At 70.7% G+C, this 26,877-nt stretch carries 23 protein-coding genes; 8 read left to right on the forward strand and 15 right to left on the reverse strand.

From position 1 onward, the window contains the following. Positions 1-229: 229 nt before the first annotated feature. The 3 genes from OG219_RS08395 to OG219_RS08405 form a co-directional block, all read right to left on the reverse strand. The gene (locus tag OG219_RS08395; RefSeq protein ID WP_266824466.1) at positions 230-1,195 is read right to left on the reverse strand and encodes a DMT family transporter; all 966 of its coding nucleotides are present in this window, start codon (positions 1,193-1,195) and stop codon (positions 230-232) included. A 207-nt stretch (positions 1,196-1,402) separates the two neighbouring features. After that, entirely contained in the window at positions 1,403-2,422 is a 1,020-nt protein-coding gene (locus OG219_RS08400) for a DMT family transporter (RefSeq protein WP_266824468.1), read from the reverse strand. Positions 2,423-2,570: 148 nt separating this feature from the next. Next, the gene (locus tag OG219_RS08405) at positions 2,571-3,119 is read right to left on the reverse strand and encodes a Clp protease N-terminal domain-containing protein (RefSeq protein WP_266824470.1); all 549 of its coding nucleotides are present in this window, start codon (positions 3,117-3,119) and stop codon (positions 2,571-2,573) included. 198 nt (positions 3,120-3,317) lie between these two features. On the opposite strand from OG219_RS08405, the gene OG219_RS08410 reads away from it, so the two are divergent. Beyond that, complete coding sequence (locus tag OG219_RS08410; RefSeq protein ID WP_266468038.1) at positions 3,318-3,506, forward strand: hypothetical protein; 189 nt, start codon at positions 3,318-3,320, stop codon at positions 3,504-3,506. Between the two features lie 230 nt (positions 3,507-3,736). Further along, positions 3,737-4,165, forward strand: coding sequence for an SRPBCC family protein (locus tag OG219_RS08415; protein WP_266824472.1), 429 nt, complete (start codon positions 3,737-3,739; stop codon positions 4,163-4,165). 90 nt (positions 4,166-4,255) lie between these two features. Here the strand turns inward: OG219_RS08415 and OG219_RS08420 are convergent, their stop codons facing one another. The 5 genes from OG219_RS08420 to OG219_RS08440 form a co-directional block, all read right to left on the reverse strand. After that, positions 4,256-4,900, reverse strand: a complete 645-nt coding sequence (locus tag OG219_RS08420; protein WP_266824474.1) for a PadR family transcriptional regulator — start codon at positions 4,898-4,900, stop codon at positions 4,256-4,258. A 223-nt stretch (positions 4,901-5,123) separates the two neighbouring features. Further along, complete coding sequence (locus OG219_RS08425) at positions 5,124-6,419, reverse strand: diacylglycerol kinase family protein (RefSeq protein ID WP_266836038.1); 1,296 nt, start codon at positions 6,417-6,419, stop codon at positions 5,124-5,126. A 167-nt stretch (positions 6,420-6,586) separates the two neighbouring features. Then, positions 6,587-7,033 (reverse strand): hypothetical protein, encoded by a 447-nt coding sequence (locus OG219_RS08430; protein WP_266824476.1) that lies wholly within the window; start codon positions 7,031-7,033, stop codon positions 6,587-6,589. Between the two features lie 33 nt (positions 7,034-7,066). Continuing rightward, the gene (locus OG219_RS08435) at positions 7,067-7,537 is read right to left on the reverse strand and encodes an SHOCT domain-containing protein (protein WP_266824478.1); all 471 of its coding nucleotides are present in this window, start codon (positions 7,535-7,537) and stop codon (positions 7,067-7,069) included. A 130-nt stretch (positions 7,538-7,667) separates the two neighbouring features. Next, on the reverse strand, positions 7,668-8,330 hold the full coding sequence (locus OG219_RS08440; RefSeq protein WP_266824480.1) for an HdeD family acid-resistance protein: 663 nt from the start codon (positions 8,328-8,330) through the stop codon (positions 7,668-7,670). A 302-nt stretch (positions 8,331-8,632) separates the two neighbouring features. On the opposite strand from OG219_RS08440, the gene OG219_RS08445 reads away from it, so the two are divergent. Beyond that, the gene (locus OG219_RS08445; protein WP_266824482.1) at positions 8,633-10,042 is read left to right on the forward strand and encodes a DUF2252 domain-containing protein; all 1,410 of its coding nucleotides are present in this window, start codon (positions 8,633-8,635) and stop codon (positions 10,040-10,042) included. Positions 10,043-10,086: 44 nt separating this feature from the next. Here the strand turns inward: OG219_RS08445 and OG219_RS08450 are convergent, their stop codons facing one another. The 5 genes from OG219_RS08450 to OG219_RS08470 all read right to left on the reverse strand — a co-directional run bounded on the left by OG219_RS08450 (position 10,087) and on the right by OG219_RS08470 (position 17,412). Continuing rightward, on the reverse strand, positions 10,087-10,284 hold the full coding sequence (locus OG219_RS08450; RefSeq protein ID WP_266824485.1) for a hypothetical protein: 198 nt from the start codon (positions 10,282-10,284) through the stop codon (positions 10,087-10,089). Positions 10,285-10,412: 128 nt separating this feature from the next. Continuing rightward, complete coding sequence (locus OG219_RS08455) at positions 10,413-10,934, reverse strand: hypothetical protein (protein WP_266824487.1); 522 nt, start codon at positions 10,932-10,934, stop codon at positions 10,413-10,415. Between the two features lie 16 nt (positions 10,935-10,950). Further along, complete coding sequence (locus OG219_RS08460; RefSeq protein ID WP_266824489.1) at positions 10,951-12,579, reverse strand: MFS transporter; 1,629 nt, start codon at positions 12,577-12,579, stop codon at positions 10,951-10,953. Between the two features lie 171 nt (positions 12,580-12,750). After that, complete coding sequence (locus OG219_RS08465; protein WP_266824491.1) at positions 12,751-15,438, reverse strand: LuxR C-terminal-related transcriptional regulator; 2,688 nt, start codon at positions 15,436-15,438, stop codon at positions 12,751-12,753. Positions 15,439-15,591: 153 nt separating this feature from the next. Then, entirely contained in the window at positions 15,592-17,412 is a 1,821-nt protein-coding gene (locus OG219_RS08470) for a glycoside hydrolase family 15 protein (protein WP_266824493.1), read from the reverse strand. 270 nt (positions 17,413-17,682) lie between these two features. Here OG219_RS08470 and OG219_RS08475 point away from each other — a divergent pair, with 270 nt between their 5' ends. Both OG219_RS08475 and OG219_RS08480 read left to right on the forward strand, forming a co-directional pair. After that, positions 17,683-19,782: a SpoIIE family protein phosphatase gene (locus OG219_RS08475; protein WP_266824495.1), complete on the forward strand. Its 2,100-nt coding sequence runs from the start codon at positions 17,683-17,685 to the stop codon at positions 19,780-19,782. 99 nt (positions 19,783-19,881) lie between these two features. After that, on the forward strand, positions 19,882-20,709 hold the full coding sequence (locus OG219_RS08480) for a PhzF family phenazine biosynthesis protein (RefSeq protein ID WP_266824497.1): 828 nt from the start codon (positions 19,882-19,884) through the stop codon (positions 20,707-20,709). 85 nt (positions 20,710-20,794) lie between these two features. On the opposite strand, the gene OG219_RS08485 is transcribed toward OG219_RS08480, so the two are convergent. Then, positions 20,795-21,595, reverse strand: coding sequence for a CPBP family intramembrane glutamic endopeptidase (locus tag OG219_RS08485; RefSeq protein WP_266824499.1), 801 nt, complete (start codon positions 21,593-21,595; stop codon positions 20,795-20,797). A 187-nt stretch (positions 21,596-21,782) separates the two neighbouring features. Between OG219_RS08485 and OG219_RS08490 the strand changes: the two genes are divergently transcribed. Beyond that, entirely contained in the window at positions 21,783-23,546 is a 1,764-nt protein-coding gene (locus tag OG219_RS08490) for a substrate-binding and VWA domain-containing protein (RefSeq protein ID WP_266824501.1), read from the forward strand. 42 nt (positions 23,547-23,588) lie between these two features. Here OG219_RS08490 and OG219_RS08495 read toward each other — a convergent pair whose 3' ends face one another. Continuing rightward, entirely contained in the window at positions 23,589-25,106 is a 1,518-nt protein-coding gene (locus tag OG219_RS08495; RefSeq protein WP_266824503.1) for a glutamate--cysteine ligase, read from the reverse strand. Between the two features lie 544 nt (positions 25,107-25,650). On the opposite strand from OG219_RS08495, the gene OG219_RS08500 reads away from it, so the two are divergent. Both OG219_RS08500 and OG219_RS08505 read left to right on the forward strand, forming a co-directional pair. Then, positions 25,651-26,235, forward strand: coding sequence for a hypothetical protein (locus tag OG219_RS08500; RefSeq protein ID WP_266824505.1), 585 nt, complete (start codon positions 25,651-25,653; stop codon positions 26,233-26,235). A 360-nt stretch (positions 26,236-26,595) separates the two neighbouring features. Next, entirely contained in the window at positions 26,596-26,802 is a 207-nt protein-coding gene (locus OG219_RS08505; RefSeq protein WP_323183269.1) for a DUF5999 family protein, read from the forward strand. The last annotated feature ends 75 nt before the right edge of the window (positions 26,803-26,877 follow it).

The raw sequence follows: 26,877 nt of genomic DNA on the forward strand, positions 1-26,877 counted from the left end.
CCGTCCGGCGTTTGAGAACGCGGCTGTTCAGGCCGATGGCGGGGCCCCAGAAGGGGGCGCGGGGAACTGCGCGACCAGCCCCCACCCACCCGCAGCAGAAGAACCCACCCCCGGCGGGGTCGAAGGGGCGGAGCCCCTGGGGATGGGATGGGTAGGGGCGGAGGGGGCGAAACCCGCCGTCCCGAGCGAGCCCAGAGGCGCAGGCCCGAGCGAGCCCGCGCCCCACGCCTCAGACGGGCACCGCGTCCTCCTCGGGCTCCGTGCGCCCGCCGGCCCCCGCGCCCCGCGTCTCCGCCACCGCGAGCCCCGCGACGGAGCCCAGCATCAGCAAGGTGCCCGCGATGGTCGCCGCGGTGAGTCGTTCACCCAGCAGCCCAACGGCCAGTGCTGCCGCGCTCACCGGCTCCAGGAGCATGATCACGGAGACGGTCGCGGCACGGATGACCGCCGCACCCGAGAAGAACAGGGCGTAGGCCAGCGCGGTGGGAATGGCGGCGATGTACGCCAACAGGGCCAGGACATGCACCGGTTGGGCGGCGTGCGGGACCAGACCCTCGGCCAGGCCGAACGGCAGCAGGCAGACGGTGGTGACGGCGAACATCCACGCGGTCGCGCCGGACCCGTCGGCTCGGCCGTCGCGGCCCCACCACCGGGTGAGCAGCGTCATCGTCGAGTACCCGGCCGCGGACACGACCGCGAGGACGACGCCCCAGGGGCGCACCGTCGCACCCCCACTGCCCAGTACGAGCACCCCGAGCCCGCCCAGCGCCCCGGCGACGGCGGCCATCCCGCCACCGCCGAGCCGCTCGCCCATGGTCAGCCGCGCGCCGAGCGCGATGAGCACGGGGCCGGCGCCCAGCGTGACGACGGTCGCCACGGCAAGCCCGGTCGCCTCGACGGCGGCGAAGTAGGCGGTCTGGAAGACGGCAAGACCCAAGCCCGTGACGCCGATCCGCAGGACCTTTCGGTTGAACGGCTCACGCGTGGCGGGCCTGACCCGGCGGCGCGGCAGGCGCACGGCGAGCAGCAGGACGAGTCCGCCCGCGCAGCGCCAGAAGGAAAGGGCGATCGGCCCCATGTCACTGGCCCGGTAGACCAAGGACGCGGCCGCGCCTGCGGTGCCCCAGGCGGCACCGGCGACGATCAGATAGAGAAGGCCTCGCCCGATGGGCAGGCCGGAAACGGCATTCGACACGTGTTCTCTCCGCAGATACGCAGAAGTTCAGGAAGGGCCACGTCGCGGCCGGTGCACGGGGGCACCGGCGTACGGGAGGGTCCTCGGACTTCATCTGCGGGCAGCACCGTTCCGCCCGGCGGAGATCGGCCGGGCGTGGATTCCGGAGGCCCGCCTCAGGCGGCCGGAGGCGGAAGAACGAGTGCGTCCGAATGCATGATCAACACCCTAGACGGCGCTCCCTCGGGCCGACAACGCCTTTTCGGAGCCGTCCGCACCGTCCTGCCTCACCCCTCCGGCGACCGCTCCCTCCGAAGCCTTGGCCGGCGCCGACGACTGTGCGATGAACGCGCCGACCAGCACGACCGCGCCGCCGACGATCTGCGGCGCCGAGAGGTGCTCGCCGAGCAGCACCCAGGCCAGGACGGTCGCGATGACCGCTTCGAGGCAGGCCACGACGCCCGCGACCTGCGGGGAGAGCCTGCGCACGGAGAGCACGCCGGTGACGTAGGCGACGACGGTGGCGATCAGCACGATCCAGCCGAGGAGCAGCGAGGCGGCGACGGCGGTCCCGTTCATGTCCGCGGTGCCCCCGAGCACGGACCAGTCCATGTTCCAGGGGCGGGCGACGACGGTCAGCACCAGGGCGCCGACGAGCAGGCCGTAGGCGATGACTCCGAGCGGGTCGGGCGCCTCGTCGCCCGCGTCGCTGCCCTGGTCGGACAGGACGAAGTAGCCGACCTGACAGCAGGCGGCACCCAGCGCGAGCAGCAGCCCCACGACGTCGAAGCTCAGCCCCGACCACACCTCGACCACACAGGCGAGCCCGGCGACCGCCAGCACGACCCCGAGGGCCGCGGCACGCGTCACGGGCCTGCGCTGCACGAACCGCACCCAGCCGAGCACGAGCGCCGGCGCGAGGTACTCGACGAGCAGCGCGACCCCGACGGGGATCCGGGAGATGGCGGCGAAGTAGCAGGCCTGCACACCGGCCACGGCGAGCAGCCCGAACCCGGCGAGCAGCGCGGGGCGGCTTCGTACCAGGGCTCGGTGACGTACGGCCAGCGGCAGCATGACCAGCGCGGCACCCGCGACCCGCAGCCACACCACGTGGAGCGGATCCAGGCCCGCCTCGATCAACGGCTTGGCCGCGACACCCGATCCGCCGAAAGCGACCGCCGACGCGAGCGCGAGGCCCAGGCCGACGCCCCTCCCACGGTTGCCCTGACTGCCCTGAGACGTATGCACCGGGACATGATGACAGGCGACGACATGAGCGTCACCCTCGATGACACCTGTCTCAACGACTGGACGCCGAGCCGAGGTGAAGGTGAGCTCCCTGGCTTCTCCCCGGCCTCAGCGTGCGGCCGTCAACGCACGGACCGGTCGGCCGGACTCAGGACCCGGCGTCGCCCCCACCGGCGTACTCGTCGAACCCGGCCTCGATCCGCGCCAGCAGCCCTCCGGCGTCGACACCCGCACGCCCGAGCACCTCAACGGCGCGCGACTGGCCATCGGCGACGACCGCCGCGAGGAGATCGAGACCGCAGGCCTGCGGGTCACCCCGTAGAACGGCTCGCTCACAGGCGTCCTCCATGGCGCCGGCCGCCACCGGAGACCAGCCCGCCTCGGTCACCATCGGTACGGCACCGGAGTCCTCGACGGTGCTCTGCCAGCGCAGCCCGTAGCCGATGCTGCGCTGCACGAGGTAGCCGAGCAGCCGGGCGACCTGCGGCCCGCCGTCGAAGACCGCGCGCACTTCGGGGTCGGATTCCAGCAAGGAGTGCAGCAGATGGGCCGTGTCGATCTGGCGGTCCCCGTCCCTCAGCGCCCTCCTGCGCGCACCGGAGACCACCGAGGCCAGCTCGGCGCTGAGCCTGGCATCGAGTTCGGCGCGGTTCGGGCCGCTCTCGGCGGCGGGCTGCTGGGGGATACGGGATTGCACAACCCCTACCTCATCAGTCCCTGCGAGCCGGGTCATCCTCGGCGGGCAGCATTTCTGCGTCCGACAGAAGGTGGGCATGGATGCGCTGGTTCTCCTCCTTACGGATGACATCGCGCCGTTTCATCCTCGGGGGCGCGCGCCCTCTTGCTTCACGCCCGGCACGCAACCGCGACACTCCGGCGCTCGTCCCTCAGGGACATGGAGAGCAGGTGCTGGCTGGTGGCCCTGCCTGCGGTCGACGGCAGGCAGTACGTGTACCGGGTGTACGCCCCCGAGGACGCGCTGCTCGCCGACCTGTTCTGGGAGGCGTGGCACTGCCATGACGAAGGACCGTTCCCGCGCGCGTGGGATCTTTTCGACGCGGCGGTGATACAGCGGCTGGGCTGACCCCTTGCACTGCGTGCGCCCTGAACCCCGCGCGCCTTGAACTGCGCGCGCTCTGAACTGCGCGCGGCCCCTGCCCTCAGCCGTTCACCCGGCGGCCTCTTGGGCCGTCGTCGCCGCCTCCTCCACAATTCCTGACGGTTCATCAGTATTGAATGTTGACGGACCTGAGGCTACGTTCCGCGACACCGTAGCTGCGCCGGGCGCAGCGCCCGACACAAAGGGGTGGTCGCATGGCCGAAGTCAGCGCGGAAGCACGCATCGAGGCGCCTGCCGAGAAGGTCTGGGCGCAGCTCACGGACTTCTCCTCGTACGGCGAGTGGAACTCGACCCACACCAGCTTCCCGAAAGGCGGCCCCACCTCACTCGAGGTCGGCGCCACCTTCGAGGAGAACATGAAGCTCATGGGCTTCCCCGCCGAGGTCAACTGGACCATCGACGAACTGGAACCCGCCCGCACCCTGGCCATCCACGGCAAGGGCCCGATGGCGGTGAACGTCAGCACGCGCTACACCCTGACCCCCGACGGCGATGCCACGACGGTGCGGATCGACGGGGAGTTCACGGGCGCGGCCGTCTCTCTGATGGCGGGCAAGCTCAAGGACTCGGCGACGGCCGCTCTCGACGAGTCGCTGCGCAAGCTCGCCGGGCTGGTGGCCTGAGGGCACCACTGCCGCACACGGAAAAGCGCCCCGCGGAAATGCTTCCGCGGGGCGCCTTCAGGTACGACAGCACGCTGCTGTCGGCCCTCGTCAGTCCTCGTCAGCGAGGATCAGGTACAGCTTCTTACGGGCTTCGTTGATGACCGCCAGCGCCTTGTCGCGCTGGTCCTTGCTGCCGGTCTTCCAGACCTGGCCGAACGCCTCCATGAGGCCGAAGCCGGCCTGCCGGATCTCGTGCAGCGTCTCCCAGTCGACCCCGCGCCCGGCCTCTTCCCAAGGCGCGTCGGGACCCTCGTCGGCCGCACTGCGGCCGGCCTCGGTCAGCGAGAACAGCTTCTTGCCGCCCTCGGCCGCACTGGTGATCAGGCCCTCGTCCTCCAGCAGCTGGAGGGTCGGGTACACCGAACCCGGGCTGGGCTTCCACGCCCCGCCACTGCGCTCGGCGATCTCCTGGATCATCTCGTAACCATGCATGGGCCGGTCCTTGAGCAGAGCCAGGATCGACGCGCGCACGTCGCCGCGCCGCGCCCTCCCCCGCGGTCCGCCCCGGCCGCCACGTCCACCCCAGGGGCCCGGGCCGAAGCCGGGTCCACCAAAGCCGGGGCCACCGGGACCACCCGGTCCGAAGGGCCCGAAAGCCCCGCGCCGCCCCTCGAAGCCGCCCCGACCTCGATGGCCGGACCCGCCTTGTCCCTGTCCACGCTCGTATCCGAATTCCTGTCCGTGGGAACGCATCGCAATCACTCCATTCCATCGTTGATCGGTCGCGATGCGTCAACGATATATCGGTATCACTCGTTTGGCAAGCCTCCGCCGACTGGCGTCCGGTGGCCCGCCTCAGCGGGTCACCGGCCTGACCGACGTGGTGGACCGCGCCGTCGCCCCGAACGGCGACAGGCTGATCATGGGCACGGGGCTCGACGTCAACCGGAACGGCCAGGTGCGGGCCGCCTGCGGGTCAGGCCGTCGGCCGAGACCGTCTCCTGCCCGCATCCGGCGGGCCGAGCGCGAGCCGCGTGACGCGCCGCCAGTCGGCGCCCGAACTGCGCAGTGGTGTCCCCGGGCGGTCGCGCGGCACGCGGATCCGCAACGCCCCGGGAGCGATCCGGCACACCACCGGTGCGGGCAGCAGTACGTGTTCCCCGTCGATGCCTGCCGGGACGGTGTCCGTGTCCGCTTCTACGACGGCCTCCCGCGTGGTGAGCCGCAGAAGGCTCGCGGAACGGGTGCCGCGCAGCATCCCCGCCGCCTGCGCCGTGTTGTCGACCCGCACGCACAACACCCCGAGCAGTCCGGAGTCCAGCCTCTCCCTGCGCCCCGGACGGGTCGAGTCGACGGCCCGCAGGTAGGGGTTGTTGCTGACGAGCAGCGCCTGCAGTCCTTCGGCGCGCACATCGCCGGCCCGCAGCCGCAGCCTGGGGGCGTCCGGGTCGGTGAGGAGTCCGGGCAGCGTCCGCAAGGTGGTGTGAACTTTCTCGTCGCGGTAGTCGGACTCGCCGACAACAGCCGCGTACGTTCCGAAGGAAGCGTTGTTGACGAACACCCGGTCGGCGGCGAACCCGAGGTCGACGCGGAGTTCGACACCGTCCGCCAGGGCGTCAAGGGCCGCGGCCGGATCGTCGCGATCGAGGCCGAGGTCGAGGGCGAAGTGGTTGCGGGTGCCGGCGGGAACCACCAGGAAGGGCAGGTCGTGCCGCGCCGCCACCTCGGCCACCAGAGCCTGGGTGCCGTCTCCGCCCGCCACCGCCAGCAGGTCGGCGCCCTCGGCCACGGCCTGCCGGGCCAGCTCGGCCGGACCCTGACCGCCGGCACCGAGCAGGACGACACGGGCACCCGCTGCCCGCGCCTTGTCGACCAGCTGGAAACGTCCCACCTTGCCGCCGCCGGAGCGCGGATTCATCAGGATCCACGGGTGGTGGGGCGCCTCGGCGGGCTCGCGCTCACCGACGGAGGGGATGTGACCCGGCGCGGTCGCGACCCGGGCCGCCGCCGTGGCCAGGATCCAGAGGACCATGGAGAGAATGGCCGGCCCCAGGATGCCGAACGCCGCGTACAGCGCCAGGACCGCGACCGGCGCGGCCACACACAGGACCACTCCGGCCATCCGCACCACGCCGGTGTGGGCCAGGGTCCACCACACCCCGACAGCGGCGAGAGCCAGTCCGGCGATGCCGACCAGCACCCAGAGGACGCTCCTCAGACCGGCGGCCACGAGTGGGATCAGCACGCTCGCCACCAGGGCGAGCAGTGCCAGACGCGCCCATCCGGCACGGCCGTCGCCGACGGCCGTGCCGGAGTGGCCTCCCGGCCGGTTCTCCTCCGTGCTGTGTCGTTCCACGTCGCGCCCTCCGCGCGGTTCCGGCTACCGCGGTTCCCGCCACCGGTGCACGGCCCGGGCAGGGTCTCTCCGCCAGGTCTCGTTCACACGCCGTGCGGCGCGCCCTCGGACGAGTCGGCCGACTCGTCCGACCGGACCACGCACAGCGCCCAGATGATGAACCCGGAGAAGGCGATCATCACGATCGACCAGACAGGGGAGTACGGCAGGGAGAGGAAGTTGGCGATGATGATGAGCCCGGCGATGGCCACCCCGGCGACGCGCGCCCACAATGACGCCTGGAAGAGTCCGAAACTGACGATCACGGCGAGGGCACCCAGAACCAGGTGGATCCAGCCCCAGCTGGTGAGGTCGAACTCGAAGACGTAGTTGCGTGTCGCGACGAAGACGTCGTCCTCGGCGATCGCCATGACGCCCCGCAGGATGTCCAGTACGCCTGCGATCATGAGCATGACGGCTGCGAACACCGTCAGGCCTTCGGCCCAGGGCCGCCCTGTCGTCTGCACATGCGCGCTGTGTGTCGCGGTCATGGTGCTACCTCGTTCCAGTCTCGTGCGGTGCCTTCACTGAGCGGAGGCGGAGGTGCCGGCACCCGCGCGTTCCGGCGGGCGGTGGTCGCTGAGGACCAGTTCCTTCGCCCTGCGGAACTCTTCGTCCGTGATGTCGCCACGGGCGCGGATCTCGGACAGCTTGGCGAGTTCGTCGGCACTGCTGGGCCGGGCGTCGCCGCCCTTGGCGGTCTCCCGGACGTAGCTGTCGAAGGCTTCCTGCTGTGCGCGTGCCTGCGCCACCTCCCGGTGGCCCATGTTCTTGCCGCGGGCGATCACGTAGATGAGGACGCCCAGGAAGGGCAGGACGATCACGAACACCAGCCAGCCGGCCTTGGCCCAGCCGCTCATCGCGTCGTCCCGGAAGATGTCGACGACGATCCGGAAGAGCAGGACGAACCACATGATCCACAGGAAGAACCACAGCATGGACCAGAAGACGCTCAGCAGCGGAAAGTCGTACGCGAGGTACATCTGATCACTCATGTCTTTCCTCCGTCCCGGGCATTCGCCCGGCAGCCGTTTTCTGCCGTCTTCAGCGTGACCACAGCAAGGTCCGGGCGCCTCACCCGAGGCGGGTGATCGGACGGACCACCCCGGCGTCGAGCGCCGGACCTCAGACCGTCTCTTCGGATCCGTGTGGTCCCCCGATGCCTGACCTGCGTAGTGCCGCTCGCCATGCGAAGGCGAGGGCCACCTCGACCAGGCCGAGCAGGACGAGCCAGAGGCCGAGCAGCCGGGTCAGGGCCCGGGCCGACTCGGTCGGCAGCGCCAGCACCACGATCCCCGCGAGGATGGCGATCACCGCACCGCCCAGGACGAAGCCGCGGTGAGGCAGGTCCTTGGCGGCGATGGCGGTGTAAAGGGTGAGGATGCCGGACACCAGCCAGACGATCCCGACGATCAGCGAGAGCGCGGCGATGGTCTGCAGCGGGTTCCTCAGGCACAGCACCCCGGCAAGGACGGACAGCACCGCGAGGAGCAGCCCGGGCAGCCGTTCCCCGGGCTCGTCCCGGGAGAAGGCGGCTACGAACCGGAAAGCCCCGGTCACGAGCAGGTACAGGCCGATGAGGACCGCCAGAACGTGCAGGGTCTCGTCCGGCCAGACCAGGACAAGGACGCCCGGCACGAGCGTGGCGATCGCGGAACCCAGGATCCACTGCCAGGAGCGCCCCAGTCCGGCAAGCACGTCCGCGGGGTCGCTCGCAGGTGCGGGGGCCGCCCCGCCGGGCATGTGTTCCGGTCCGGTACTGGGTGCCGGACCACGCGACACGGTCATGGCTCCTCCTCACGTGATCGGGCGATTCGCTCCCGGACCGCCGACGGGGCGGTGTGCGGAGATCTCACCGGGTCAGCGTCTCTCCCGCCGTCGGCCACCGGGTCACCCTCGGCGGGTGATCCGTACCCGCCGCCGGGGCGATGAGGTAGGTGCCGGAGGACGTCTCTCGCGTGCGGCCCGGCGGCAGAAGTCCGTGCGGCCCGGCGGCGGACGTCCTGGTCTTCTTGTGGGAGGTTCCCGTAGTCGCCACCGGAGCAGCAGGACTGCACGATGGGAAAAGAGCGGTCCAGGAGGTTCGAGCCATGGCCATACCGAGCGCATTCACGGCTTCCCTGTCACCGGCCGAGAGAGCGGCGTACGGCAGAAGCGCGCGCAAGCGGGCCTCGCGTTCGTGCCACGGCTGGTTCGAGGCCGACGAGAAACGGCCCGACCCCGTCGAGGTGATAGGGAGTCAATCCGACTCGCGGGTACCGGAGTTGGTGCCGATCCGCTACGGCCGCATGCTGGAGGCCCCGTTCCGCTTCTACCGTGGTGCGGCATCGATCATGGCCATGGACCTCGGGCCCGTCCCGAACACCGGCCTGACAGTGCAGCTCTGCGGAGACGCTCACCTGCTCAACTTCCGGCTGCTGGCCTCGCCGGAGCGTCATCTGGTCTTCGACATCAACGACTTCGACGAGACCCTCGCCGGGCCGTTCGAATGGGACGTCAAACGGCTGGCGGCCAGCTTCGCGATCGCGGGCAGGGCCAACGGGTTCTCGGTCAAGGAGCAGAACGACATCGTACGGACATGCGTAGGGACCTACCGGCAGCGGATACGGGAGTTCGCCGGCATGCGCACCCTGGACATCTGGTACGCACAGGACGACGCCGACCGGCTGCGGGAACTGATGGCCTCGTCGATGGACAAGGAGTCCAGGCACCGCACGGCCGAGGCGACGTCGCGAGCCCGTACACGCACGCACCTCCAGGCCTTCGCGAAGCTCACCCGGGTCACGTCCGAGGGACGGCGCATCGCACCGGACCCACCGCTGATCACTCCGCTCCGGGACCTGCTCACGGACTCCTCCGATGACGCGGAGGAGAAGGAGCTCAAGACCATCGTGGCGGGGTACGCGCGGACCCTGTCGTCGGAGCGCCGGCATCTGCTCCGCCATTACCGTCTGGTCGACATGGCCCGGAAGGTGGTGGGCGTCGGCAGTGTCGGCACCCGCTGCTGGGTCCTGCTCCTGCTCGGCCGGGACGACGGCGACCCCCTGCTGCTGCAGGCCAAGGAGGCAGAGGAGTCGGTCCTCGCCGCCCACACGGGCGGCGAACCCTACGACAACCAGGGCCGCCGCGTGGTGGCGGGACAGCGGCTGATCCAGACGACCAGCGACATCTTCCTGGGCTGGACCCATGTCATCGGCCTCGACGGACGTGGTCGGGACTTCTACGTTCGCCAACTGCGGGACTGGAAGGGCATCGCGCGGCCGGAGACCATGGACCCCGGCCTGCTGAGCCTGTTCGCGCAAGTGTGCGGAGCCTGTCTCGCGCGGGCGCACGCCCGCTCCGGCGACCCCGTCGCCATCGGCGCCTACCTCGGCGGGAGTGACCGCTTCGACCGCGCGCTCATCGAATTCGCCCAGGCCTACGCCGACCAGAACGAGCGGGACTTCGAGGCGTTGGGGGCTGCCGCCCGCTCCGGCAGGATCCACGCGGAGAGTCTCTGACCCCCGCAGCACGCCGCAAACGGACGGAGTAGCGCCGCATGGCGCTACTCCGGCAACTGGCGCATCTCCAGGACCCGTAGCCCCAGCGACTGGCAGCGAGCCAGCAGCCCGTACAGGTGCGCCTCGTCGATGACATGCCCGAACAGGACGGTCTGACCGGACATGACCACGTGGTCCAGTTCGGGAAAGACTTTGGTCAACGTCTCCGACATGTGTCCGTCGACGCGGATCTCGTAGCGCATGAGCTGCTCTCCCCCGGGAGGCCTGGGACAGGCGTGCTGCGCCCTTTCATGCGATCCTCCGCCGCCGAGGCGCCGCCCGGCCTCACCCCGTAGAGGTGATAGACCGCCCGGCACACGCTCCACCTGCGTCAGTGCTTCAGGAAGATCTTGAACGAGATGATCAGCAGACCCAGCAGCAGATTCACCGAAGCCGTGACGGCCACCAGGCGCCACGAGGCACCGGCACGCCGTGCCGCGGCTGCCGACCAGCCCACCTGACCCGCCACGGCGACGGAGAGCGCGAGCCAGAGGGCGCCCGCCACGTCGAGCCCCAGGAGGGGGCTGACGGCCACGGCCAGGGCGGGCGGGACCGCCGCGTTGACGATCGGCCACTCGTCACGGCACACCTCGAACACGACCCGGCGGTTCAGGCTGTGCTCCGCCAGGCGCGCTCCGAACAGCTGGGCGTGCACATGTGCGACCCAGAACGCCACGCCTGTGAGCAACAGCAGCAGTACCAGCTCCAGGCGCGGGAAGGAGCCCAGGGCCCCGGCGCCGACCACCACCGAGGCGGCGAGCATGGATCCGTAGACGCCACCGGTGTAGTCGGCACGGGCCCGGCGCTCCTCGACATTGCGCGCTCGGCCGGTGGCGTGCTCCGTCCTGGACATCGCGCCCTCCTCGGAGTCAGCCGGCCGTGCCGATCGTGTCGGCCGGCGCGCCGGTGTCGGAACCCTTCGGACGGCCGGCCCGGCGGTTCGGCAGATGCGAGGTGACCAGGAAACTGGCGAGTGTGATTCCCCCGGTGGCGAGGATCGCCGCCTTCAGACCGTCGAGCTGCGCCGACGCGTAGGAGTCGGCGATGGCGTCGACCTCGGACGGCGGCAGCCCGGCCTGTTCGGCCGCCGAGCGCACCTCGTCGGTAGGCACGAAGGTGATCCCTGCTTCGAGGGCGACACCGGTCTGCTGACGGGCTTCCTCCGACAGCGCCGGGTGATCCTCCACCTGCGTGGTGAAGGCCTGGGCGAGAGCACCGATGAGCAGCGAACCGATGAGCGCGGTGCCCAGTGCGGAGCCGAGGTTCTGGGCTGTGAACTGCAGCCCGCCGGCCTCGCTGCGTTCGTCCTCGCTCACACTGGACTGGACGACGTTGCCCAGCTGCGAGGCGAGCAGGCCCATGCCGACGCCCAGCAGGGCCATGGCACCGGCGAACTGTGCGTCGTCGATGACCGGGTCGATGGTGGCCAGCAGCCACACGATGGCCCCGGCCAGGGTCACCAGAGCCAGTCGGACCACCGTGCGCGGTCCGGCCACTCGCGCCAGCCGGGCGGCGCACATGGAGGCCGCCAGCATGGTCACGGACACCGGGAGCAGGCGCAGACCGGTCTGGAACGCGTCGAAACCCTGTACCACCTGCAAGTACAGCGGGATGGCGAAGAACAGTCCCAGCAGGATGAGGTTCTGGCTCAGCAGTGACATCAGTCCGGAGCGCAGCGCGGGCTTGTGCAGCAGTGGCAGATGGACCAGGGGCTCGTCGCCGCGGGCGTCCCGCCGCTTCTCCCAGTGCACGAAGAGGGCCAGTACGGCCACCCCGGCGCCGATGACGAACAGCGTCGGCGCGAAGCCCAGAACGGTGAAGGGCGGGTTGCGGGGCTGCACCCATCCCCAGGTGCCGCTCTGCAGCACACCGAGCACGCCCAGCGCCAGTCCGGCCGCCGAGAGCGCGGCGCCGACGCCGTCCAGCCGGGGGTGCGGACCGGTCCGCGGTGATTCCGTGATCACCCGGTGGCAGCACAGGACGGCGATGACGACCACGACCTCACCGGCGAACACCAGCCGCCAGGTGAGGTACGTCGTCATCCAGCCGCCCAGCAGCGGGCCGACCGCGATGCCGGCCCCGGCGAGCCCGCCGATGACGCCGTAGGCGACGGCCCGGTCCCGCCCGCGGTAGGACTCGGCCACGAGGGCCGCCATGGCCGGCAGCACCATCGCGGCACCGAGTCCTTCGATGACCGACCAGCCCAGCGTGAGAACCCAGAGGGTGGGAGCCACGGCGGTCAGCGCCGACCCCGTGCCATAGACGGCGAGGCCCACGAAGAAGAGGCGGCGGCGCCCGAAGATGTCTCCGAGCCTGCCGCCGATGATCATGAACGCCGCCATGACCAGCGCGTACAGCGTGATGACCGCCTGGATGGCGGTGACCTCGGTGTCGAAGTCCTCGACCAGCTGGCTGATCGACACACTCATGACCGATGTGTCGAGAACCATCAGGAACTGAGCGGTACCCAGGACGATCAGTGCCCGCCAGTGCGCCACGGTGTCCACCTCGCCGAAATCGGCCCGGGACCCGGCGGAGTCGGCCGGGCAGCGGAGAGTACGTTCCCTGCCGCCACCCCTATGGCAACCGAAGAGCTCACCCTGCGCCTCACCCACCACGGGCGAGCCGGACGAGCCGCGGGGGCCCGTGTTCCGGTCACGCCGGGACGGTCACAGCAACCCCAGTTCGCGCCCGCGGAGCACCGCGTCGTGACGCCGGTTCACCGCCAGCTTCCGGTAGACGCTCTTGAGGTGGGTCTTGACCGTGTTCACCGAGACATACAGATCGGCGGCGATCTCGTCCGTGGACATCATCTGGGCCAGCCGTTGCAGCACATCGCGCTCGCGTCCGGTCAGCTCCTCCACGACGGGCGCCGGCGGCTGGTCCTTGGGCGGGCACGGACCGCCGTGAGGTGTCGGACCGGGTGTGAGCCACCCCGCGGCAAGCCCGCGCATCGGTACGAGGCCCAGCAGCGGCCGGATCCACGGCCCGGCTTCGATGAAGGGACGCCGGAGCCGTTCGGGCCGGGCCTCGCGGAGAGCCTGGAGAACGAGCCTGCGCGAGGCGGCGAAGTCCCCCGCCTCCTCGGCGGCGCGCGCCCTCACCAGCGCGGCCCGGACGGTCACCGCGGGGCCGAGGCGGCCCTCGGGGCGCAAGCCGTCGAGCAGGTCGATCGCCGCGGCGGGCCTGCCCGCGGCGAGCTCGGCCCGCGCAGCCCCCACGACGCACGCCACCTGGCCGTCGGGCACCGCTTGCAGCAGCTCGGCGGCCGTTTCCGGCCTGCCTTCCGCCAGGTGTACGGCGGAGGTGACCAGCGCGGTGTGTCCCATCGCCCAGGGGGAGACGACGTCGGCGGCGACCGCCGGTTGCGCCGCCGCGAGCGCGGCTTGCGTGTGACCTTTCGCGGACAGCAGACCGGAGGTGGCCATCGACCGCCCCGCTTCCGTCACCGGGTCCCGCATCTCGGGGTGGGGGTCGGCGGCCGCGTCGAGAAGGTCCTGAGCCTCACTCAGTTCGTTCCGGTCGACGGCGACGGCGGCCAGCACCAGTAGGCCGAGGCCGGATCCGGACACCCGAGGCAGACTGAACCGCTCCGCCGTGTGCATCGCCGCCAGGGCCTTGCGTTCCGCCCTGCCGAGCCAGCCGTTCAAGTAGTCGATCAGGGCCAGATGCCCCAGGGACTCCCCGCGCGGAAGTGCCGTCGAAGCTCCCCCGGAGGAGCCGGCCGCCGCGGTCAGGGCGGCGCGTGCGTCGTCGAAGCGCCCGGCCCACAGCCGCGTCGAGCCAAGGTGGGTCATCAGGAGAGCGGTGAGTTCGGGATGCTCCTCCAGCAGGCGGGCGGGCATCCGCTCCTGGAGTTTCCCGGCCGCCTCCGCCGCCATTTCCGCCCTGCCCGGCGAACCGGTCAGCCGGGCCGCCAGGGCTTCAAGGAGGGCACAGCTCAGCTGGGCCGCCGCCAGGCCGGTTGAACCGTCCCCCGCCGGCATCTGCTGCCCCGCCAGACTCTGCTCGGCGTGCTCCAGGTGGGTCAGGCCCCGGTCGAGGTCGCACCGGGACAGTTCACGGGCGGCTCGGACGAGATCCGTGGCGGGGCTGGTGGCCTCGGGCCCCATCTCTGAGAACAGTTCGGCCAGGTCGTCGCGGCGCAGGCCGGTGAAGAGCTGGCCGATGGCGAGGTCGTCGACGAGGGCACCGGCCGTGAACTCCCAGTCGCCCGCGGCCGCACCGTGACCGAGTGTCTCCGCGAGGGATCCGGAGCGCCGCAGCCAGGCCGCGGCCCGCCGGTGGAGTTCGGGCTCCAGGCCGGGAGACCGCATCCGCAGATGGGCACGGAGGATCTCCCCGAAGAGGGGGTGGAGGCGGTACGAGGCGTGCCCGAGGTCCTCGACGAAGGCGTTCTCGCGGTGCAGCGCGGCCAGGATGGACTCCGCATCGGTCCTCTCCGTCAGCGCGTTCACCAGCTCGGGACAGAAGCGCTCGAGGACGCTGACCCGCATGAGGAGGTCCTGCGTCTCGGGGCTCTGCCCCTTGAGCACCTCCGCGAGCAGGAAGTCGGCGACCGTGGTCCGGTCGGCCTCGAACTCCTTCAGATACCTCTCGGGATCCGGGCTCTCCCGCGCGGCCAGGGCGCACAGCCGCAGCCCGACGGCCCATCCCCGGGTGCGCTCCACGAGCGTGCGCGCGGCGTGTGCGGGAAGGTGCAGCCCGTGCGACTCCAGCAGCACGGCCGCCTCGTCGAGGGTGAAGGCCAGCTCCGCGTCCCTGATCTCCGTCATGTCGCCGGCCGCCCGGTAGCGGTGCAGCGGCAGCAGCGGCTCGGTGCGGGTGACGAGAATCAGGCGCATTCCGCGTCCCGCGTGGTGCAGCACGAACTCCAGCTGCTCCGCGATCTCCGGGCCGGTCACACGGTCGTACGCGTCGAGCACCACGATCGCGGGCCGGTCCCGATCGCTCAGTGCGGCGGCGAGCCTCGCCAACAGTGCGTGGTCCACACGGCTCGCGTCCGCGGGGAACCCGACCCCGGCGGGCAGCGGCACACCGGAGACGCGCAGGGCCTGCAGCAGATACGCCCAGAACGTTCCGCACCCCTGGTCCGCGTCAGTGGTGAGCCAGGCGACGGACGTGTCCCGTGCCGCCGTCCAGTCGGCGACCAGCAGGGTCTTGCCCGCCCCCGCGGCTCCGTTGACCATGGTCAACGGAGTCAGAAGTGCCTGGTCGAGGTGGCTGACCAACCGCTCCCGCCGCAGGAACGTCGCGGGGGGCGTCGGTATCGCGAACCGCGTACGCAGAAACGGGTCTCCCCTGGGATCGGCGCCCGGCGTGGTCGCTTCCTGGCCGTTCTCCGCCAACCCAGCCATGGAACTCACCACCACTGTTCGTCAGGTCATGGGCAGCGCTCCTTCCAGCATCCCAGCGTTACCGCGCATGTGCGCGGCGGACCCGGTGCCCGCCCGGAGGAGCGAACGGCGACGGCCGCGCACTCCCGCGGGTCCCTGCGAAGGCCCGCGCCCTCAGCGGACGGCGTCCATCTGGTGATCCAGCGAGAGGGCGGCCGTGATCAGCGCCAAGTGCGTGAAGGCCTGCGGGAAGTTTCCGAGCTGGTCCCCCGTCGGACCGATCTCCTCGGCGAACAGACCCGCGTGATTGGCGTAGGTGAGCATCTTGTCGAAGGCATACCTGGCCGGGCCGAGCTGTCCCGCCTGCGCGAGGGCGTCGACGTACAGGAAGCTGCACAGGGAGAAGGTGCCCTCGCTGCCGCGCAGCCCGTCCGGGGACGCCTGCGGGTCGTACCGGAGGACGAGACTGTCGGAGACGAGTTCCTGTTCCATCGCCTCCAGCGTGGACAGCCAGCGCGGATCCTTCGGCGAGACGAATCCGACGGAGGGCATGAGCAGCAGGGAGGCATCGAGGGTGGTGTCCTCGTACTGCTGGACGAACGCCCGGCGCTCTGTACTCCAGCCTCGCTCCATGACCTGGCGCATGATGTCGTCCCGTGCCGCGCCCCACTGCGCGGTGTCGGCGGGCCGGGCGAATTCACGGGCCATCCGGATGCCCCGGTCGAAGGCGGTCCAGCACATGACGCGGCTGTAGGTGAAGTCCTTCTGCCCGCCCCGGGTCTCCCAGATCCCCTCGTCGGGCCGGTCCCAGGCCTTCACCAGCCAGTCGAGCACCCCGGACAGGGCCTGCCAGCCGTCGTGCGGCGGCACTTCGCCGGCGTCCTGCATCGCTTGCGCCAGTGCCATCGCCGCCTCACCGTAGATGTCGAGCTGGAGCTGGCCCGCGGCGCCGTTGCCCACCCGTACCGGCGCCGATCCGCGGTAGCCCTCGAAGTGGTCGAGAATCTCCTCCGGCAGGTCCGGTTCGCCGTCGATGCGGTACATGATCTGCAGGGGCTCGCCGCTCACGGTGCGGCCCGCCCGGACCCGGTCACCGAGCCACTTGCTGAACGCGTGGGCCTCCTCCAGGTAGCCGAGTCCCAGCAGTGCACCGACGGACAATGAGCCGTCACGCACCCAGGTGTAGCGGTAGTCCCAGTTGCGTGTGCCGCCGATCTGCTCGGGCAGCCCCATGGTGGGCGCCGCGACGGGCGCTCCGGTCGGCGCGTACGTGAGCAGTTTCAGGGTGATGGCCGACCTGTTCACCATGTCCTGCCAGCGTCCGTGGTAGCGACTGCGGCGTACCCACGCGTGCCAGAAGTCCCGGGTCCCCTCGAACAGCGTCCTCACGTCCGCCTCCGTCAGCGGTGACACGGGCGTGTCGTCCGCGTCCCCCACCGTCAGCAGTACGGCGGCGAACTCGCCCTCGGCCAGGGTGAGTTCGCTGCGCACGTCGTCCCCTTCCCTGCTCCACCTGATGGGGCCGGCCGTCTGCAGCAAGGCCTGGGCCCCGGGAGCGTCGAAGCGGACCGTGTCCTCGCCCACGTCGGTGCGGTGCGCGGCTCGGGCGTAGTCGAAACGGGGCCTGCACTCCAGGGAGAAGCGGACCTGGCCACGAGTCGCCCTCAGGACCCTGACCAGCCGGTGCCGGGCCGCCGGGCGCTCCGGGTGGTCCACCGGCATGAAGTCGAGCACCTCGCCCACTCCCGTCTCCCCGAGGAAACGGGTCACCAGGATCGCGGTGTCCTGCAGGTACAGCTGCACCGGAGGGCGTTGGGTGTCGGCGGCGACGGTGAAGTGCCCACCGCGGTCGTGGTCGAGGAGCGAGGCGAACACGCTGGGCGAGTCGAACCTGGGCGCGCACAGCCAGTCGACCGTGCCGTCGGAGGAGACCAGCGCGGCGGTCTGCAGGTCTCCGACCAGCCCATGGTCCGCGATCGGGGGGTAGCGTCGCATGTCGGTGGTCCCTTTCCGGCCGGAGCGTCCCAGGCACCCGAGCGTCCCGAGCGCCATGCGCTCCGCATCCGCCACCCTCGCCTTGCCGGGAGCGCCGGGCCTCCCCCGGCACGGGTGAGTTCTCGGGCGTGCGTTCCCGCAGGCGTCCTCAGCACGGTCCGGCGCTCTGCGGGTGCGGTCGCGCCGACCGCGGAGCACCCTGGAATCGCGCCCGGACATGGGGCAGCCGTGCGCCGGAGCAAGCGCAATGGGAGCTCGGAGGTGGTCCCCGTGGCGCACAGCGATCCCGGCCGGCACGTGGACGAGACGGCGTTCTCGATGCTGGAGGCGCTGTTCACGCAGTCACCGATCGGGCTCCACCTGCTGGACACCGATCTGCGGGTCGTACGGGTCAACACCGCCACCCCCCTCATGCGTGGCGTGTCCCTGCACGACCTGGAAGGACGGCCGGTCCGCGATGTCTACGACATCGTCGAAGGCAGCGACCTGGAGACACTCCTGCACGAAGTGCTGGACAGCGGGGTCCCCCTCCTGCGGCGCGTCGTCCGGGCGCGCGTCAAGGGGGACCCACCGCACGAGCGGCACTTCGAGATCAGCGCGCTGCGCCTGGAGAGCCCGCGCCGGTCCGTGCTCGGGGTGGCGGTCACCGCGATCGACGTCACCGAACGGGAACGGGCCCGCACCCGCAGAGAGGTGCTCGACGCCGTACGCCGATACGTGGGACGCACCCTGGATCCGGCGGTGACCGGCGAGGAACTCGTCCCGACCGTGGTCCCCGCGTTCGCCGACATCGCGATCGTGGAGGTGGTGGAGGCCGTGATCCGCGGCGACGACCCGCCGCACGCCCCGCTGCCCACGGGCACACCCTTGATGCGCACCGCGTTCCGCAGCAACCGGGCGCGGCCGCCGCAGGCCCATCCGGTGGGCGATGTCCGCCGCCTGCCGGCTCCGACCCCTTTCACCCAAGCCCTGGCCGACCTGCAACCACGTGTGGTCGCGATCCATCCGACCACGCCGTGGCTGTCCGTCGATCCCCCGCGCGCGGAGGCCATCCACAACTCGGGAGCCCACTCCCTCCTCGTGGTCCCCCTGGCGCTGCGCGACGCGGCCCTCGGCGTGGTCAGCCTGTACCGCAGCGGAAACTCTCCCCCCTTCGACGAGGGCGACCGGGAGCTCGCGGCCGAGCTGGCCACACACACGGCGTTGTGCATCGACAACGCGCGGCGCTACACACGGGAGCACACGGTCGCCGCCACGGTCCAGCGCCAACTGCTGCCCCGCCACCCGGTGACCCACCCGTCGCTGGAGACCGCCTACCTCTCCGTCACCGGCGCCGATCCGGGCGCCTGGTACGACACCATCGCCCTGTCGGGCGCCCGCACCGCCCTCGTCGTGGGCAAGGTGTCGGGGCGCGGCCTGCACGCGGCCGCGACCATGGGGCAGCTGCGCACCGCCGTACGCTCCCTGTCGGCGTTCGACCTCGCCCCCGACGAACTCCTCGCCCGTCTGCACCACACGGCGCGACAACTCGCCGCCGAACGGTCGCATCTCCCGTTCGGCGATCCGCTGCGCCGCGAGGCGCTCACCGCCGACTGCGTGTACGCGGTACACGACCCTCTCACCGGCATGTGCACGATGGCGGCGGGCGGTCACCTGGCTCCCCTCGTCGTACGCCCGGACCGCACGGTTTCCGTCCCCCGCGCACCTGCCGGGCCGCGGCTGGGCACCACGGAGGGCGCGCCCTTCGCCGCCGTCGACGTCGAGGTGCCGGACGGCAGCGTCCTGGTGTTCACGAGTGACCCGCTCCTCACCGCGTATCTCGCGGAATCCTCAGGTCCGTTGCCGTCGACGCCGGACTACCGCGAGCGCCCGCTGCAGGACCTCTGCGACGCCCTCGTCTACGCGCTCCCGGCGGGTCTGGGCGCCGGCGATGCCGCGATGATCGTCGCGCGCACCCGCTCCTTTCCCCCCGACCGGTTCGCCGCATGGCCGCTCGATGCCGACCCCACGGCCGTGGCCCTCGCCCGACGCCGCACGCGCGGACAGCTCGCCGCGTGGCACGTGGACGACGAGACGGCCTTCAACACCCAGCTCATCGTCAGCGAACTCGTCACCAACGCGCTCAAGTACGGCAGCCCACCGCTTGAGCTCCGCCTCATCCATGACCGCACCCTGACCTGCGAGGTACGGGACGCCGGCACGGCCGCGCCACACCTGCGCCACGCCGGCACGGTCGACGAGGGCGGACGAGGTCTCTTCATCACCGCGCAGCTCGCACAGACGTGGGGAACCCGCTACACGGCCCTGGGCAAGACGATCTGGACCGAGCAGCCGCTGCCCCGCGTCACGAAACCCGGCAGCGTGCGCTGACCCCACGGTGGGGGCCCGAACCCCTCCCGCCCAGAAACGGTCCAGCACAAGGGAATTGGCCTTGGCCGACGGTTTCGCGTCAGGGTTAGCGTCGCTCCCATGCGCATTCGAATCGTCGACGCCTTCACCGACCGCCCCTTCACCGGCAACCCGGCCGGGGTCCTCCTCCTCGACCCGTCCCCGTCGTCCCCGTCCTTCCCCGACGACGCCTGGCTCCAGAACGTGGCGCTGGAGGTCAACCACGCCGAGACGGCATTCGCCCACCGCCTACCCAAGGGCGGCGAGGCCGACTGGGCGCTGCGCTGGTTCACCCCCGTCACCGAGGTCGCGATGTGCGGGCACGCGACGCTGGCGACCGCCCACGTGCTGCACACCACGGGCGCCCACGAGGGACCCGTGCGGTTCGCCACGCTCAGCGGCGTCCTCGTCGCCACGCCCCACGAGGACGGTTCCATCACGCTGGACTTCCCCACGGCGCCGCTCACCCCGGTCGAGATCCCGGACAACGTCGCCGAGGCCCTCGGCGCCCAGCCGCTCACGGCCTTCGACACCGGCCCGAACATCGGCGACCTGGTGATCGAGGTCGCCGACGAGAAGACGGTCCGCGGCCTCGCCCCCGACCACAAGGCTCTCGCGCGATACTCCACGCGCGGCATCATCGCGACCGCCCGTGCCGAAGACCCCTCCCAGGGCTACGACTTCGTGTCCCGCTGCTTCTTCCCGAACGTCGGCATCGACGAGGACCCGGTCACGGGCAGCGCCCACACAGCGCTCGCGCCCTACTGGTCCGAACGCCTCGGCCGCCCGGACCTCACCGGCCTGCAAGCCTCCACACGCTCCGGCCTCGTCCGCACCCAACTGCGCGGCGCCCGCACGCTCCTCACAGGCCGCGCGGTCACGGTCATCGAGGGCGAACTGCTCGCATAGCAGCACAGACTCGCGTAGCGGCACAGAAGGGGCGTACGAGAATGCCGTACGCCCCTACAAGCGCCGCACGCCCTTCAGCACCGCCTCACGCGGTCGGCAGCCACCCCACCTTCCCCGCCAGCAGCGCGTACCCCACGAACGCCCCGATGTCGAGGAACGAGTGCGCCACGACCAGCGGCCCGACACGCCCCCAACGCCGGTACAGGTAGACGAAGACCACACCCATCGCCATGTTGCCGAGGAAGCCGCCGATGCCCTGGTAGAGGTGGTACGAGCCGCGCAGTACCGAGCTCGCCACCAGTGCGGTGACCGGCGTCCAGCCCAACTGGCCGAGGCGGCGCAGCAGATACCCGACGACGATCACCTCTTCGAGGACCGCGTTCTGGATCGCGGACATGATCAGCACGGGGAATTTCCACCACACGTCGGGCAACGCCTCGGGCACCACCGTGAGGTTGGCGCCGAACCCCCGGGCCGCCAGATAGAAGGCGATGCCCGTGCTGCCGATCACCGCCGCGATCACGGCCCCGCGCCCTAGGTCCGGCCAGGGGCGCGTGCGGTCGAAGCCGATCACGCGCAGCCCCTCGCCCTCCCTCAGCAGGAAGTGCGCGACCAGCGCGACGGGCACCAGCGCCGACGCGATTCCGAAGAGCTGCCAGGCCAGATCCAGCCAGGGACGCCCGGGCGCGGCCGAGGCGTTCATGGTGGCCGCCTGATTCGCGAGCCCCCCTGGTTTGGTGACCGACCCGACAAAGCTGATCAGCGCGGAAACCCCACTCGCTCCGAGCGAGAGCCCCAGGACGAGCAACGTCTCATCCCGGAAAATCCGTCGTGTCAGCCCCTTCTCCCGAAAGGAATCGGCCACCGACCCCGCCTCCACCTGCACTCCCGCCTCCAGTTGAGTAATCCCGCCTCATCCCCATCTTCGCCCCGCTAGGGTCTCGAAAGAAGTTACGAAGATCGTGCGCGACTGGCCGTTGGGGGGACGGGCGCCGTACGGGGCGTACCTCCCCCTTTTTGTCTGCCTTGTGACCGTTTCACGGCTCAGGGCTCAACAGGGAGGCACCACCCACATGGGACGTCACAGCTTGCCCGACGAGTACGGGGCGGGCACCGCCGACCCCCGACCACGCGCGCGCCGTCGCACTGTGGCCATCGCGACGGCGCTCGTACTCACGGTCGCGGCGGGCACTGCGGTCGCGGTCCGCGGTGGCCTGCTCTCTTTCGGCTCCTCCTGCCGGGACGACGCGGTGCGCGTCAAGATCGCCGCATCGCCGGACCTGGCGCCCGCTCTCACCGCCACGGCTGACTACGCCCGTGACAACGACATCACCTCCGACGGACACTGCCTCGACGTCAGCGTGACCGCTCGCGAGTCGTACAAGGTCGCCGACGCCCTGCTGACGGGCAAGAAGTCCGACGTCCAGGCGTGGGTGCCCGACTCGAACCTGTGGGTGCAGCGCGTCACCGGGGACAGCGACGCGACCCAGGTGAGCGACGTCGGCAACGTAGCGTCGTCACCGGTCGGCGTCGCCATGATCCCGACGGCCGCCAAGTCGCTGGGGTGGCCCGACAAGACGTACACCTGGACCGAGTTGGCCGGCGCCGCGATGACGAGCGACCGCCTGAAGCTCGGCGCCGCCGACCCGGCGCGCAGCGCGACCGGTCTGCTCGCGCTGACACAGCTGAGCGGCGCGGCGGCGCAGACCGAGGGCGGCGACACCCAGGCGGCCGCCATGGCCCAGGCGCTCTCGCAGCGCACCTCCGACAACGACAGCCAGGTCCTGGACACCCTCCCCCGCGACTCCTCGGGCACCGAGCAGGGCAACCCGAAGCGGAACCAGGCACTGATCCTCTCCGAGCAGGCGGCGTTCGCGTACAACAACTCGGCCGACAACGCCGACGGGCTCGACCTCTTCTACCCCGAGGACGGATCGCCGCAGCTCGACTACCCGTTCACGCTGGTCGACGAGGTGCGGCTCAGCACCGACCAGAGCCGCGCGGCACTGCGGTTCATGGCGCTCCTCGACGAGTCCGAGCCCCAGAAGATCCTGGAGAAGCACGGCTTCCGCACGGACGACGAGAACCCCTCGGCCGCACTGGTCACCGAGGCGGGCGGACGCTCCCCGCAGCCCTACGCGCGTGTTGCGGCCGAACCGGCCTCGGCGAAGGCGCTCCAGGAGGCCCTCGGCATGTGGACGATCACGGTGCAGAGCGCCCGGATCACCACGGTCGTCGACGCCTCCGCCTCCATGACCGAGCCGGTGCCCGGCACCGACCAGACCCGGATGGACGTCACCAAGGCCTCCCTGCTGCAGGCCCTCGCCACCTTCACTCCGGAGGACGAGATCGGCCTGTGGAAGTTCTCCACCCGTCTCGACGGCGACCGCGACTACCAGGTGGTGGTGCCGACCGAGCGGCTCGGCGACACCAAGGGCGCGGGCACCCAGCGGGACAAGCTGTCCGCCGCCTTCAGCGCCCTTGAGCCCGTCCCGGGCGGGTCGACAGGCCTGTACGACACCACGCTGGCCGCGTACCAGGCGGCCACGTCCTCCTACGAGAAGGAGAAGTTCAACGCGCTGGTCCTGCTGACCGACGGCGTCAACCAGGACCCGGGAAGCATCACGCGCTCGGCCCTGGTCGCCAAGCTGCAGGAACTCACCACCCCGGAGCGACCGGTGCTGCTGATCGCGATCGCGGTGGGCCCGGACGCCGACCAGGAGGAGGTCGAGGAGATCGCCAAGGCGACCGGCGGTTCCGGCCACCAGGTCAACGACCCGTCACAGATCCACTCGGTGATCCTGAAGGCGATCGTGGAGGCGGGCAGCCAAGGCTGACGCCCACCTCTCACGCCCGTCTCACCCCCCACCTCTCACCTTTCACCTCAAGGAAACCGGCTCCGGCAGACCCACCGGCCAGGTGTGCACGGGCTCCCCGAGATGCATCAACTCGCCGTAGCGCCGCGTGGTCGCGGCCAGCGCGGCATCCCGCCCGAGCCCCTTCTCCAGCGCCCGGTGGAAGGTCGCCGCCTGCCAGCTCGCCCCGTTGACACGCAGCCGGCACCGCTCCTCGATCACGCCGAGGTAGAAGTCCCGGTCGGCGGGCTCGACCCCCCACGCGTCTAGACCCGCCGCGGCGAGCGGCAGCAGCTCGTCACGCACCAGCGCCACGGCCTCCACCTCGTGCGTCCCGCCGTACCGGCCACGCCTGGGCCACTCCAGGCGCGCGTCGATGCCATGGCGGCACGCGGCGTCGAAGTTGGCAGCGGCGGACGCGAAAGGCAGCCGCGTCCACACGGGCCGTGCCTCTTCGGCGAGCGCGCGGACGAGCCCGTAGTAGAAGGCCGCGTTGGCGATGACGTCGGTGACGGTGGGTCCCGCGGGCAGCACCCGGTTCTCGACCCGCAGATGGGGGACCCCGTCGGCGACCCCGTACACGGGCCGGTTCCAGCGGTACACCGTGCCGTTGTGCAGCACGAGTTCGGCGAGCTTGGGAGTGCCCCCGGCGTCCAGGACGCCCAGCGGGTCCTCCTCGTCGCAGATGGGCAGCAGGGGCGGGAAGAAGCGCAGGTTCTCCTCGAAGAGGTCGTACGCGGACGAGATCCACCGTTCCCCGAACCAGGTGCGCGGCCGCACTCCCTGGGCCTGCAACTCGGGCGGCCGGGTGTCGGTGGACTGCTGGAACAGCGGGGGCCGCGACTCGCTCCACAGCTCGTGGCCGAAGAGGAAGGGCGAGTTGGCACCCACCGCGACCTGGGCTGCGGCGACCGCCTGCGCGGCGTTCCACACGTCGGCGAACCGGCCCGGGGTGACCTGGAGGTGCAACTGCACGGAGGTGCAGGCGGCTTCGGGCGCGATGGACTTCGACGTGCAGACGAGGCGCTCCACGCCATCGATGTCGAGCGCGAAATCCTCGCCGCGGGCTGCGACTATCTGGTCGTTGAGCAAGGTGTAGCGGTCGACGTCCGACAGGTTCGAGGAGACCAGGTCGCTCTGGTCGAGCGTCGGCAGAATCCCGATCATCACGATTCCGGCGTCGACTTCCTTCGCTTTCCGATGGGCGTACGCGAGGGAGGTCCGCAGCTCCTCGGCGAGCCTGTCGAATACTCGGCCGCCCAATCGGTGTGGGGCTATGTTGATTTCCAGGTTGAACATGGCGAGTTCTGTTTGGAAATCGCGGCTCGCAATCCTTTCAAGTACTTGCGCATTCATCATTCTCGGAGTGCCGTCGGTCCCTGCGAGATTCAGCTCGATCTCCAGACCCATGAGATTCTTCGGGCGGTCGAACCGCTCCTCCTCCAGCAGCCGCGCCAGCCCCGTCAGACACTGCCGGAGCTTGCCGCGGTAGTACTGGCGATCGGACAGGGCGAACGGCCCTCCCACGACCTTCTCTCCCATCGAAGCGTCCCTCCTCGGATGGGCAGGCCGATATCCCGGCCCCTGGCGTCCCTGGTCACGGGGGATGATGCCCAGGCAACACGATCGATAACGTCCTGCGGACACCCGCAGCCCGCTACTCTGAACCCGAGTACCCCCGGGCACATTCACCAGGCATGGAGCAGTGCGCAGTTTCACTCCAGGACGATCTCGTGAAAAACGCCGACGAGAATCGGCCGACCGCTCCGGCGAAGCATTCCGAGGTCATCGCGGCGCTTCCGCACAGAACCATCATAAACCTCTCGTTTCGCCGACCGAATACTGCCTTGCTCTTCATATTCGAGGCGGCTAGACGAAACACCGTGAGAACACGTCTCGTATAAACTCCGCGAACGAGGCAGAGAGTTGGCGCTCACGGTCCTAGGGTCCTGCCATCCAGGTGACACAGGCAGGCGACACACTGTCGGCAGATCCAGATCCCCCGCCCCTTTGACCCCGAGAGCTGACAGCGCCGTCCGCCCCCGCCCTCGCGCCACCGTGCCTGTCGAATGAGAGGCGACCCACCATGCCGCTGCACCTACCCCCGGCTCCCGCGCCCGCCCTGCGCTCCGTCCTCACGGCACTCGGTTCCCCCACCGCCGTCCGCGAGGCGCGTACTCCGTCCCTGCGCATGGCACAGGGACCCGCCACACCCGAACTCCCGCTCCCCGTACACGTCCTGGACCGGATCACCCCCGCGACCGGGTCCGCCACCCGGCTCGCCGGGTGGCGCTTCCTGATCCGCTGCGGCGACCGCGCCGTCGCCGCGGCCGACACCATGCTGACCCCCGACGGCTGGGCCTTCTCCCGCTTCTTCGAGGGCCCGTACATCACGGCCACCGAACGCGCGCTGCGCCAGGCCGAGAGCATGAAGCAGTCGTACCAGGCCCGCCTGCTGTCCGTGCCCGAGCTGTACATGCTCACGCTCTGGCTGCACGGCGACGTCACCGCGGACGGCGCCGCCGGCCACCCCGCCGAAACCGACATCCTGGTCCCGCTGGCGCCCGCCCCGCCCGGCATCGCCGCACACCGCCCGCACCGCGTCGCCGAACTGCTGCCGGTCCTCACCCACCGGCTCACTCCCGCCCCGCTGCTCAGCTCACCCGCGTAGCACAGATACCCGCACCAGCGTCCGTGCCCCGCCGCCGGCCCATCGGCGCGGGGCACTTCGCTCGTTCGGGCCCCAATGCGCTCGTACGAGGGAAAACGCGCCCCGCGCCCGACCTGACTAGCCCCATCCGGCCATCACGAACCACCCGAAGAGACAACGCAGTTGGAATGAACCGTCCGCACGGGTGATGCGTCATCAACCTGTGAGAAGTGCTGCCGCTAAATCCCTGCGGATTGACGCCCGTAGGGCAACACTGGGTTCCATACAACACATCAACGGGGGGCGGCCATGACCACATCGAGCCGCAGGACAGAAACCACAGCCAACACTCACATCTCAACCCAGCGAAAGATCCCATCCATGTGCCAGCACAAGCCGCCGTGTCCGCCAGCCGAATCCGCCGACCGGGAGTCCGCCCGCCTCGCGGCGCACCACCCCGAGCAGGGATGGAGCCTGCTGTGCAACGGCGTTCTGCTCTTCGAGGACACCGGTGAGCTCCTGCCTGACGGCCAGATCATCGCCCCGCACCGCCCGCAGGGCAGCGAGCACGTGATGACGGCGGCCTGAACCGCACAACCGGGTGGCGCCCGCAAGGCCGCCCAGACATAAGAGGGGCCGGCCCGGAGACGCACTCTCCGAACC

Origin of the sequence: Streptomyces sp. NBC_00038 (genome assembly GCF_026343635.1) — a bacterium.
In the GTDB taxonomy this organism is placed as follows: Bacteria; Actinomycetota; Actinomycetes; order Streptomycetales; family Streptomycetaceae; genus Streptomyces.